Origin of the sequence: Clostridium sp. DFI.1.208 (assembly GCF_024463855.1) — a bacterium.
In the GTDB taxonomy this organism is placed as follows: domain Bacteria; phylum Bacillota_I; class Bacilli_A; order Erysipelotrichales; family Erysipelotrichaceae; genus Clostridium_AQ.
Genome location: NZ_JANGCA010000090.1, coordinates 1 through 11,218, shown reverse-complemented (window position 1 = coordinate 11,218; position 11,218 = coordinate 1). Strand labels below are relative to the sequence as shown.

General features: G+C 39.2%; 10 protein-coding genes and 1 pseudogene. 1 reads left to right on the top strand and 10 read right to left on the bottom strand.

Features of this window, described 5'->3' with window-relative positions; genetic code table 11:
* Positions 1 to 299: 299 nt before the first annotated feature.
* From NE665_RS22410 to NE665_RS22380, 7 genes are all read right to left on the bottom strand, one after another.
* Entirely contained in the window at positions 300 to 1,274 is a 975-nt protein-coding gene (locus tag NE665_RS22410) for a Gfo/Idh/MocA family oxidoreductase (RefSeq protein WP_233104838.1), read from the bottom strand.
* 366 nt (positions 1,275 to 1,640) lie between these two features.
* On the bottom strand, positions 1,641 to 3,056 hold the full coding sequence (locus NE665_RS22405) for a glycoside hydrolase family 1 protein (RefSeq protein ID WP_117444796.1): 1,416 nt from the start codon (positions 3,054 to 3,056) through the stop codon (positions 1,641 to 1,643).
* A complete protein-coding gene (locus tag NE665_RS22400; RefSeq protein WP_117444795.1) occupies positions 3,046 to 3,366 on the bottom strand; it encodes a PTS lactose/cellobiose transporter subunit IIA in 321 nt (106 codons plus the stop codon). The genes NE665_RS22405 and NE665_RS22400 overlap by 11 nt, the downstream gene beginning before the upstream one ends.
* On the bottom strand, positions 3,363 to 4,673 hold the full coding sequence (locus NE665_RS22395) for a PTS sugar transporter subunit IIC (RefSeq protein ID WP_178760068.1): 1,311 nt from the start codon (positions 4,671 to 4,673) through the stop codon (positions 3,363 to 3,365). The genes NE665_RS22400 and NE665_RS22395 overlap by 4 nt, the downstream gene beginning before the upstream one ends.
* 2 nt (positions 4,674 to 4,675) lie before the next feature.
* Positions 4,676 to 4,996: a PTS sugar transporter subunit IIB gene (locus tag NE665_RS22390; RefSeq protein ID WP_117444793.1), complete on the bottom strand. Its 321-nt coding sequence runs from the start codon at positions 4,994 to 4,996 to the stop codon at positions 4,676 to 4,678.
* A 183-nt stretch (positions 4,997 to 5,179) separates the two neighbouring features.
* Complete coding sequence (locus tag NE665_RS22385) at positions 5,180 to 6,025, bottom strand: MurR/RpiR family transcriptional regulator (RefSeq protein WP_178760069.1); 846 nt, start codon at positions 6,023 to 6,025, stop codon at positions 5,180 to 5,182.
* 32 nt (positions 6,026 to 6,057) lie between these two features.
* The gene (locus tag NE665_RS22380; protein WP_117444791.1) at positions 6,058 to 6,903 is read right to left on the bottom strand and encodes a MurR/RpiR family transcriptional regulator; all 846 of its coding nucleotides are present in this window, start codon (positions 6,901 to 6,903) and stop codon (positions 6,058 to 6,060) included.
* A 264-nt stretch (positions 6,904 to 7,167) separates the two neighbouring features.
* Between NE665_RS22380 and NE665_RS22375 the strand changes: the two genes are divergently transcribed.
* Complete coding sequence (locus tag NE665_RS22375) at positions 7,168 to 7,977, top strand: HAD family hydrolase (RefSeq protein ID WP_117444790.1); 810 nt, start codon at positions 7,168 to 7,170, stop codon at positions 7,975 to 7,977.
* A gap of 515 nt (positions 7,978 to 8,492) precedes the next feature.
* On the opposite strand, the gene NE665_RS22370 is transcribed toward NE665_RS22375, so the two are convergent.
* The 3 genes and pseudogenes from NE665_RS22370 to NE665_RS22360 all read right to left on the bottom strand — a co-directional run.
* The gene (locus NE665_RS22370) at positions 8,493 to 9,182 is read right to left on the bottom strand and encodes a hypothetical protein (protein ID WP_117444789.1); all 690 of its coding nucleotides are present in this window, start codon (positions 9,180 to 9,182) and stop codon (positions 8,493 to 8,495) included.
* A 478-nt stretch (positions 9,183 to 9,660) separates the two neighbouring features.
* Positions 9,661 to 10,320 (bottom strand): Crp/Fnr family transcriptional regulator, encoded by a 660-nt coding sequence (locus tag NE665_RS22365; protein WP_117444788.1) that lies wholly within the window; start codon positions 10,318 to 10,320, stop codon positions 9,661 to 9,663.
* Positions 10,321 to 10,348: 28 nt separating this feature from the next.
* Positions 10,349 to 11,092 (bottom strand): annotated as a pseudogene (locus tag NE665_RS22360) (thioredoxin domain-containing protein); the annotation flags it as partial.
* Positions 11,093 to 11,218 lie beyond the last annotated feature (126 nt).

Genomic DNA, 11,218 nt, shown 5'->3' with positions numbered 1-11,218 from the left:
AAGAATCGTTACACCACTTCCTTCACCCATGACATCACTATCAACGGCTTGTGGTTCACTACACTTGGCGGTAACTACCTGTGGTTGGCTTGTCTCCAACTGAATTTATGCCATGCCCGGCACACTATAAAAAGGTATGCGCCTGCATCATCACACCTCGCATACCTTTTTTGAGCCCATGATACAATCGAGCATAGCAAATATCTACGAAAACCCCATAATAATTAGAGCGATTTTTCACTCAACCCACGTTACGTAAGGCCCCTTTTTTCTATTGCATAATAATCAAGCGATAATAGCTAGAGACCTGCCTTTTCTCTTGCCTGGGTGATGATCTCCATCACAATCAGACTCTCCTGCTGTCCTTCCTCTACCCGTTTCCAGTCCTTTTCACGCACGATGCGTTCAAATTCAATGAATTCAAACTTCATACGATGTACATCCGGATGCGAATTGAAGCGTCCTTCTTCCTTTGTATCCCGGTATGTATAAGCTACCGCAGAGCATACAGAAGCAGAGCCCTCCACCTCCAGATATCCGTTTTCACCTTCGATTACTGCCTGAGAAGGTCCGGCACAATCCTTTGCCGCGATACATACGGATTTAAAGCTACCATAATCCAGAATCAGAATACCGGATGTATCTACGCGTTTTTCTATATTGGCGAAATACTGCACATCCTTCGGCATACCGAACAGACCTGCATTAAAATGCACATTGTACACATTCAGATCCATTAGTGCCCCTCCGGCCATATCCGCATTAAACGCAGGCAGAACCTCTCCACGCTTAAATGCATCATAACGGGAAGAATACTGTGAATAGTTACAGGATACCACATGGATGTCTCCTACTCTGCCCAGTTGTTTCTTCAGCTCCAGATAATTTGGATAATACTGATTTGTAATTGCCTCCAGCAGCATGACATTGTGCTGCTTTGCAAGTGCAACCAGCTCCTTCAATTCATCCACATGTACCGTGAACGGCTTTTCGCAGATTACATGCTTGCCGGCTAAAATTGCTTTTTTGCTAAATTCATAATGCAGATGGTTATTGATTGCCACGTATACCGTATCGATATCATCCAGCTTCAGCATTTCCTCATAATCGGTGTATGTATGGGCGATTCCATGCTCCTCACTTAATTTCTTCAGCTTTTCCTCAGAGCGCTTGGTAGCACAAATCCCGATCAGCTCAATTCCTTCAATATCATGTACAAATTCCAGCAGACCCTGTACGACGATCATGCCTGCTCCTGCAATACCTAATTTCATACCAGTTCCCTCTTCTTTCTTACCCATAATGTAGCATATCTTCCCGTTTATGTGAATAACTGTTTCATAAATATGGTGATTTTTATTTGACAGGCGATGTTTGCTAAGTTCAATTCGCCTTGTAATTGGCAAGCTGTATGTAAGCATACCCTCATGTATGACTTTATGATAAAAGGTCCTGTCCATTGTATGCATATAACGCGAACAGAAATCCGCAGGGTGCATATAATCCTGTAGGTATCTATATAGATATTCCATATACGATAAATAGTTATTTTAGCTTCTATATATTAGCTTTTTAAACACATAAGTATTTCTTTTCATGATAAAAGCAGACGTTTCATTCGTAATACTGCTTTCCTGCAATTACAATGACAAATCATTTCCATTGGAAGCAATTACCTTTTGATACCAGTAGAAAGAATCTTTTTTATACCGCTTCAAATCCTTTAAATCATATTCACTACGATTTACATATATAAATCCATAGCGTTTTTTCATACCTTCATGTGTTGAAATAAGATCTAATGCTGACCATGGACAATATCCTATCATCATACAGCCGTCATGAATAGCAAGCTGCATCTGATGGATATGTTTTTCCAAGTATTGGATACGATATATATCGTGCACCTTCCCATCCTTTGTGAGTTCATCATAAGCTCCCAATCCATTTTCCGTTATCAGAATCGGTAAATGATAGCGAGAGTAAATTTCTCGTATTGTATTACGGAAGCCTTCCGGATCAATCTCCCAACCAAACTCTGTTTTTTCTAAAAAAGGATTTACGACTCCTGTATACAGATTTTTTACTCCCTTATTCTCCTGCTGGGACACAGCACCAATCTCATCGCTATCATTATATTTACGGCAGGCAGCCGTATTATAATAATTAATACCAAGGTAATCCGGATGCGCATTTCTCAATGCTTCTTTATCACCAGGTGCAAATATCGGCTCTGCATTTTGATCCTTTAGCCATGACCAAACGATATGATTATACTCCCCATAAACATACGCATCTAGATAAAGCCAGTTCCGTAATGCATTCGCGTTCTGGGCTGCGCATACATCTCTTGGGTCACATGTTTGAGGATATATCAAAGAAATATTTGGTGCTGGACCTATTTTTGCGTCTGGAAGCATCTCATGGCAAAGAACCATAGCCTTCGCCTGTGCAATCAGCATATGATGATTCTGCTGGTAGATTTCACGTGTCATATTTTCACATGATTCTGGCAACTTAAGAGTGCCGATAACCGGTCCTACCAGAGTTAAAATATTCTGTTCATTAATCGTTAACCAGTAATGTACGCGATTCCCAAATGCAGAAAATAAAATTTTGGCATATTCCACAAACCATTGTACTGAATCAGGATTAGACCAAGAGCCGCGTTGATCAAGCGCTGCTGGCATATCAAAATGAAACATAGTGATGATTGGTTCAATATCATGCCTTATACACTCATTAATCAGGTTACTGTAAAATTCAATTCCCTGTTGATTGACTGTCCCTTCTCCTTCCGGTAGAATTCGTGTCCACGCAATAGAGAATCGATATGCTTTGAATCCCATTTCAGCCATCAGTGCAATATCTTCTTTCATGTGATGGTAATGATCTGAGCATACAGTTAAATCAGAGGTTCCATCTGGCACGCATTTTACATCCTGACAAGAAGGACCTTTTCCGTATTGCATACTAGCACCCTCCACCTGATAGGCAGATGTACTCGCTCCCCACAGAAAATCATTTGGAAAAGCTGTCATGCTTCTATGATTCATACGCATTACCTCCGCGATAGGAATCAATCAATTCCATCACTAGAAAACGGAAGGTTTCCGTATTCATTAACTGATCCTCGGCATGCATCAACAATAGTGATAATTCTGTCTTGTTTCCTTTTGCCTCTTCCTGAATGAGGGATGCATGTGCATGATGCCCCTGTATATATGCATCATCACCTTTTTTCATCAGTGTATCAATATTTTGAAAGTTACCGCTTTTTGCTTCTTCCAAAGCAGCAATAAAATTTGTCCTAGCTTCTCCGGCACCTGCAATCATCTGAAAACAAATCAATTCAAATTCACTCATAGTACGTTCTCCTCTACATTATTCTGCATAGCTTCTTCTTTTTCAAATGCAAGCTGATCAATTTTTTTGATAAAAGGATAATATCCAATAACGGAAAGCACAACAATGACTGCCTGGAGCAGGGCGGTGCGCCAGCCACCAATTATGAATCCCGAGATAATAACAGGGGTTGTCCATGGAGCAAGCACGCCAGTATAAAGCGGACATAAGCCTGATGCGATTGCGAAATACTCAATAATTGCTGTTAGAACCGGTATGGCGATGAAAGGAACCATGAGAAGTGGATTCAATACGATCGGTGTACCAAATAACACCGGTTCATTGACATTGAATAATGCCGGGACAATACTTATTTTCCCCAATTCCTTATACTGTTTACTTTTCGCTCGGAAGAGCATATAAACCACCAGACCAATGGTAATTCCTGAACCGGTTACACAGATAAACTGATCATAAAATTGCTGTGTAACGATATGTGCACCGTTTTCCAGTGTTAATGCTTTCCCAGAATCCAGAATCACCTGATTAGCAGCTGTGTTTGCCATCCACAAGCCAGTCATGACCCCAGTCACGATCGACGCACCATGTACGCCAAACCACCAAAGAAGTGGCACAAGGAATGCAACCGCAATAATACCCCATAGTGAATCTGAAAGACCTTGCAGAGGTGTCTGAATGGTGCCGTAAATTAGTTCAAAGAAGGTTGTATCAAAACCAAGCTGTAAAATAGCGTACAATGCTGTCATTAGAAATGTTATAACGACGGCTGGGATTAATGCATTAAATGAATTCACAATCCCTGCCGGAACTCCATTTGGCATTTTGATTGTAATTCCTTTTTTTATTAATAGGCAGTAGATAAAACCAACCAGATTACCGATTATGATTGCACAGACCATACCTTGTCCTGCACACCATGCTTTCAAAATGACAGATACCTGTTCTCCCGTCTGGCTAACGATATCCCCCGGCTGCAGAAGCAAGAAACTTGATAGTGCAATCGCCCCGGCAGGCAATGGGGCATACCCCTCATTATCTGCATATGTATATGCGATTCCTATTACCGCGATCAAAGCCATAATATTGAAGGAACAGGCATATGCCTGATTCAAGACTTCTTTCAATCCAACACTGGCAAAGAAATCTGTAACTTGTTTAATTGGAAACTCTGCAAGTAACAGAAAGATAGAACCTGCTATCATCAATGGCATGGCATAAACAAATCCATCTTTTAATGCTAATACAGGCTTGGAATTTATAAATTTCATAATCACTGGCATAATCTTTTCGTTCATTAACGTATTCATTGTCAGCATCCTCCATCCTTTTTCTCGATTAAACTCAACGCGAATTCAAGAACCCCTTTTCCATTGCACATCCCATAATCCTGCATGGGTATTACATCAATAGGAACTCCAAAAGGATCACAGATTTTTTTCATTTCTTTCACACGATATCCAACTTGTGGACCAAGCAATGCAACATCCAATTCACCAACATACTTTTGCAGTTCTGAGATGGCGAAAGCTTTGACATCGACATCCAACCCTTTCTTTTCTGCCTCCTTTTTCATACTGTCAACCAATATACTTGTAGATAACCCTAAGTTACAAAATAAGTAAATTTTCATGTATTTACACCTCCTGAACATAGAATAAATCAAAAGATGCCGGAGTTAAAGAAAGATGGATTTTATAGTAACACTGTATCCTTTTTTTCCCTAAAATTGCAGTAAATAAGAATACGCTGTATACAAAAAAGTCCTTTCATCATTGTAAATGAAAAGACTTTTTAACATTGCGTCTTTTTACAATCAATCGTCAATTCCAAAAAAATGCTCGTTATATTGCTTTACAGTCTGGAGAATCTGGTTATAGTATTTCGTATAATAAACTTGAATAATGCAGTCCATCAGATATTTCACAGAAGTATAAAAGATACAATCTCCCATTTTATCAAAATTATTGTCATAGAGTGCTGCTATGCATTCTGTACAGTATATGGATATGTTTGTTGTATATCTCTGCGTCATCAAAAGAGTATAAAAGCCTCGTTTATGAAGAATTTTCGCAATCTTGATAATTCGTTTTGTTGATCCGCTTCTGCTGATGATAATAACAAGATGATCTTTTGGATCTGCAATAGAGGCAAACTGAATTTGTTTATCAATATCCGAATACACATTGCATACCTTTCCAATGAGGAAAAAATAATGTGATGCATATTCCGCAAAAGCTGTATTTGCATCATAAACGATAAAATCAATATAGGTAACCTTTGAAATTTTATCAACGATTCTGTCCAATTGTGTTACTGATAAAAGTTGATTAGACTTACTTACAACATCTTCATATAATTGCTTCATTTTATTGATGACATGAATGGTATCTTCTGAATTCTTTATGAGAAAACTATCATAATTTAAATCTTTCATATCATTCTGAAAATGAATTTTGAATTCTTCAAAGCCGGAATAGCCAAGCTTTTTACAATATCGCATAATAGTTCCTGTGTTGGCGTACGTATTCACTGCCAAGGTCCTTATCGTCATCGCGGGAATTTCCTCAAAATGGGAAATCACGTAACAATGAATCTCCTTTTCTGTATTGGATAAAATTTCTTCCAGCTCCTCAGGCTTCCGGCGATTGGTTCTTTGCATTATCATCCGCTCCTTTCCATACTGATGGCTTCTTACATGCGAATCATTTTATAATAGGATATTTTTCTGTTGAGATAGGTATCATAATCGGTTGTGAAGTAACAGCCATATAGAATATCCAAAAGAAAAAGAAGTGATAATCGTGTGGAAAATGATGATATTTTATTAAAATGATTTTCTCTGTGACTTAGATAAAGTTGATATTCAGCATAGTAAGTTTCTTTTTTCATCTCCGGGGAAGAAATTAACAGAACCGGTGTTTGATTGCAATGCAGAATTTTCGACAAAGCTGAAGCCAGCAAGCCCCGTCCACCATAGGTAATCATGACAGCAAATTTTCGGGAGTCGCTTTGTGAAGCACATAACCGCTGTTCATATTCCTCTACAGGAACCGTAACATTTACGCCAATCTCCTGCATCTGAAATTTGAAATTTTGTGCAAATGATAAATTTCCTGCAGAGGTATAAATATTTATTTCCTCAGATTGCTTCATTTTTGGTATTAGCTGTTTAAATTGCCTGAAATCAAAAAGATTTTTCGTGGAAAGCAAAGTCTGCTCATAATCCAGACAGATTGCATCGATAATTTCTTTTTCAGTCTGGTCCTTTTGAAAAGGGAAATCAAAATCAAGCTTCCTGTTTTCCTTTAAGAAATCTTCCTTGTCTTCCAATATCTTTGCTTTGAAATCCTGAAAGCCATAACAGTCCATTTTTTCTATAAAGCGATATAATGTCGCACTTGAAACATGACAAACGGTTATTATGTCTTTGATACTGCATTGATTGACTGTATTAAAATGTTTCAGGATGTAGTCAGCTATCAATTGTTCGCTGGGGGTAAAATCCCGTTTCGTAGTCATATCTTTCAAAATATTCATAAGACTCTCCTCATTTATGGCATACGTATGAAACCTTCATTCGTTTACGAACATATAGCTGCTACGCATGTTTCTATGTAAATATTATACAGAATAAAAGATTTACAAACAATGTTCACTTTATGATATGCTCTGATTTTCTCATTGTTTATCAAAACGAAGCACAATATATGCTTAAATTGTGATAAATTTTTACAGAATACATATAATGATTACGTTTTTATTCAAAATCATTATAATGATGAATATAAAGGGAGGTATTTTATGGACATTAAAGCAATTATGTGTGATTTGGATGGTACATTACTTACAAGTAACGGTACTGTTTCAACAAATACAATTACAGCAATAAGAAAGGCAAAGGAAAAAGGTATCCTATTTGGCTTATCAACAGGAAGAGATGCTCACAGTGTTAAAAATCTTTTGGATGAATGGGGAATTCATGAACTGGTAGATGCAATCGTCGGAACAGGTGGTGGTGAACTTTGTGATTTCACTTTGTGTAAGGAAGAAAGCTGCTATCCTCTTTCCGGCGAATTTATGAAGGAAATTATAAAGCATTATGAAGATCTGGATGTCAATTTTGTCATCCCCTGGCAAGGGATTCTGTATGCTCCATGGGAGGATGATCATATCAGAAAATTATCAGACGCCGATCACATCCCTTATAAGATTGTTGATTTCTCACATTTTCTCGAAAAATCACGGCCAAAGCTAATGATTACCTGTGCACCGCAGACAATGGAATCGGTTATCGCAAGAAGTGCAACCTTTTCCAATACATCCTATAAATCAGCAGCTTTGGTAACAGCGAGCATACTGTTTGAATATACAGATCCCTGTATTACAAAAACGATGGGATTAAAAAAACTATTGAGCTGGCATGGGTGGGACATGGAGAATCTGTGCGCATTTGGTGATGAAGACAATGATTACGATATGATATTGCACGCAGGAATTGGAGTCGTTATGAAAAACGGCAGCGCTCTCACAAAAAGTGCTGCAGATTTTATAACAGATGATAATGACCATGATGGAATCGGTAAATTTATAAACCACTGCATCCTCAAGTGATCATATCGGGATACCATTTTGACACCTCAAATTTGACACCTCAAAAAGGTATTAACTTATTGATTAGTACAGTCTTTTCTCGTTAATCGCATAGCCTTACATCTTCTGATACCAAGAATTTCATTGACGTAGTAGTCACAGCGTTATAACTTCACTATCCTCTGGGTATTATGATATTCAGTGAACAAATTGAAATATGCTACTAGACATCAACAACACGCATAAAATACGTGTTGTTCTTTGTTTCAACCCTATATTGTCTAAATGCATTATTGAATATTCTTAAGCTATTTATTCTTACGTACTAAGAGTTCCCTATTTGATATATAATGAGCATATAACGCAAACTGAGATCCAAAGGCTTCAAAGTTGTCTTGTGAAGCTTAATATTTAATGGTCCGTACCTCTTTCGCAAAATAAAGCTCTGTTCACCCTATTTTACCTAGACAAACAGCTATCTGAAAACCACAATTCATCCATTATAGTTGTTATTGTTAAACTGCATAGGAATAGGATTAACCTATTTTCTTTTTTTCAATCTTATCCCATTTTCTGTTTTCACACCAGTATACCGTATTCGCTGCTGTATCAAATACCATAGATACCACCGTAGGACAGATCGTCTGTGAAGTCTGTTTTAAAACCTCAAAGCAATCAGAAACATCAAAATCCTCACTACTATTCTCCAGCAGCTCGACAGCCTTATGATATCTGTCTAATCCCATCCAGGGGTGCTTTTCCGTGCTTCCTTTGAATGGAGAAAAATTTGTTAAAACAGCGTATTGCGGCTTCGATAAATACCGTATTCCCTGCCCCGGAATTATTTGTAAAACATTACCGGAGCTATCGGATAGCTGTGATTGAAAGGTGACACCCGGAACACTCGATACCGCTTCATGCTCAGCAATCACTTTAATTTCATCCAATGTTTTTTTTCTAAGCAGTAAATCAATATCCAGATTGATAATATTCAGACTATCCGCATTCGCAGGATTACTTCTTTCATCAAATGGCCAGCAAGTCGGCATCGCTACAAAATCCCCTCTGGAATTAGCGCCGAATAAGGGCAGCCAGCCTTCTTGATCGTCATGTATAGCGATATAAACTTTATCTTCCTCAGCAACCACCCGATATTCCATATCCAATATATCAAGATTAAAGCCGATGATTGTTTTATTGCCGTTTGAAATTATACTTGTACACATCGTATGTATCCTCCTGTTGTTTTCTTGTGCTTTCCTGTATCTTCCTGCCTTTTCTTTATACCTTGACTCAGCAACCAATGATCTGCACAACTGCATATCCGTGGCTTCCTTACATTCTGCATCGGCTCATCCTCTATAAGTAAGCAAGCATAACAAATCCCCCAATAGTTCTCATGATCCAAGCATTCTAAAAAACTAATATGGTAAACCCGGATAGATGTATGTTTTTGCGTACACTGAATCTGTTTATATAAATGACATATCCGTATCATAGCACATAAAATTGTGTTTGCGAAGAAAAGTCCTTAAATTATGGATCGTTATACTTCAGAATTCACATATGCGGGTTCTTATTATTTCCTATATGGAATTTCTTGTGTATGGCAGCCCTTATATCGATTTTAAGCTTTCAGGATAATAAAAGCAGGCCTCCTCTGCTCTTCAATCGAACATAAGCTAGACCTGCCTCTCATTGATTTTACAAAATATCCTCCAGTTTCTTCTGATCGAGAAGAATCAAAACATGCCCCTCGATGCGAAAGATTCCTTCCTTTTCCATACGCTTCAGCTCCTGATTCAAAGAGGAACGACTCACATGCAGGGTATTCGCCCAGATCGTTTGTGAACGCGGAAGCGGTATCCGTTCATGCTCTGACAAATGATTCATACTCAGCAGCCAGTATGCCACGCGCTCCTGAATCGTCTGATACATCAGACAGCTCAGCAGCATCTGATTGCGCAATCCCCGCTTTGACAGATACAGCATAAACGCCGTCATCATTTCCGTATCCTCCTTCAGCATTTCCTCCAGATCGGATACATGCATCCAGGCAACGGTTGTCCGTCTTACTGCGACCAGCGTATACGTATACTGCCGCTTACCCGTAAAATACAGCAGCTCCGGAAACACATCATTATCCTCAAAATAGGCACTGCACAGCACACTTCCCTGACTGGTATACTGCTCCGCCTTTAAAACGCCATCCACAACCATTCCGAAATGATCAATCGTGTCATTGATAGAATGCAGAATCTGCGAGCTTTTATAGGTTTCATACTGCAGCCTTTTCCCATAAATCTCATGGTGCATACAGCGATGGGCAAATATCGGCATAAGACCATAGGGTTCCTTGCGCATGGAAATCCTCCTTTATCCGTTTACAGCATCAGGCAAACACCGCATCCAGAAAGTCACAGACATCATCGTAATCATGTTCTCCGTGAAAGCGACGTACCTCTTCACCGCTGCGATATACCGCCACAACAGGAATTCCCTGTACATGGCAGGCGGCAACGATATCCTTGTTGGCATCAACGTCCACATAGCGAATCAGGAAGCTGTTCGCAAACTCCTCCTGCAGGGCTTCTTCCAATACCGGATGCAGTGCCTTACAGTGTACACAGCGCTCTGCACCAAACAGTACCAGCACCGGCTTCTCCTGCTGCTTTAATACCTTATCAGTCCACTCAGCCATGCCGCTGACAGGCTCAAACACCGCAGTATCTACGGAGAAAACCTTTTCGCGCTGGCTCAAATCTTCCTCATCATCGGTTGCCACACACAGTGCCACATCCTGATAATACGGTAGGGTTCCTTCCACATCAATCACCGTCTTTGCGCCAAGTGCTCCGGCATTCGGCATACGGAAGGTGGTATTGTCAATACGTGGAATCGCAATTTCTGTCGGTGTCGGCTCCTGTGGAACATAGCTGTACGGATAGCGGTAGCCACGATAAATCATATTGTTCTTCGGGCCTGTTTCATTATGCGTATAATATGGTGAAATCCACTCCCATACAATTTCATGATCTGCGGTTACCTCTATTATACGACCATCGCTTCCTTCTGTCACGAGTGTATTTCCATTTGGAAGACGCTGGGCACTGGATACATAGGGACTATAGAACTCGGGTCTTTGACAGACTATATATAGCCAACATCTTCTAAAGCTTTTTATCAAAGGCTTTTTTTATGATTATTTTGTCAAATATTTCGTTTTATTATATGGTAATTATTGGTAATTTGTGATATAATT

What these genes read in the sequence shown, in the direction of transcription:
- NE665_RS22400 (WP_117444795.1), bottom strand. Translation starts at nt 3,366, where the DNA reads ATGAGTGAATTTGAATTGATTTGTTTTCAGATGATTGCAGGTGCCGGA.
- NE665_RS22410 (WP_233104838.1), bottom strand. Translation starts at nt 1,274, where the DNA reads ATGAAATTAGGTATTGCAGGAGCAGGCATGATCGTCGTACAGGGTCTG.
- NE665_RS22380 (WP_117444791.1), bottom strand. Translation starts at nt 6,903, where the DNA reads ATGAATATTTTGAAAGATATGACTACGAAACGGGATTTTACCCCCAGC.
- NE665_RS22370 (WP_117444789.1), bottom strand. Translation starts at nt 9,182, where the DNA reads ATGTGTACAAGTATAATTTCAAACGGCAATAAAACAATCATCGGCTTT.
- NE665_RS22375 (WP_117444790.1), top strand. Translation starts at nt 7,168, where the DNA reads ATGGACATTAAAGCAATTATGTGTGATTTGGATGGTACATTACTTACA.
- NE665_RS22365 (WP_117444788.1), bottom strand. Translation starts at nt 10,320, where the DNA reads ATGCGCAAGGAACCCTATGGTCTTATGCCGATATTTGCCCATCGCTGT.
- NE665_RS22390 (WP_117444793.1), bottom strand. Translation starts at nt 4,996, where the DNA reads ATGAAAATTTACTTATTTTGTAACTTAGGGTTATCTACAAGTATATTG.
- NE665_RS22395 (WP_178760068.1), bottom strand. Translation starts at nt 4,673, where the DNA reads ATGAATACGTTAATGAACGAAAAGATTATGCCAGTGATTATGAAATTT.
- NE665_RS22385 (WP_178760069.1), bottom strand. Translation starts at nt 6,025, where the DNA reads ATGCAAAGAACCAATCGCCGGAAGCCTGAGGAGCTGGAAGAAATTTTA.
- NE665_RS22405 (WP_117444796.1), bottom strand. Translation starts at nt 3,056, where the DNA reads ATGAATCATAGAAGCATGACAGCTTTTCCAAATGATTTTCTGTGGGGA.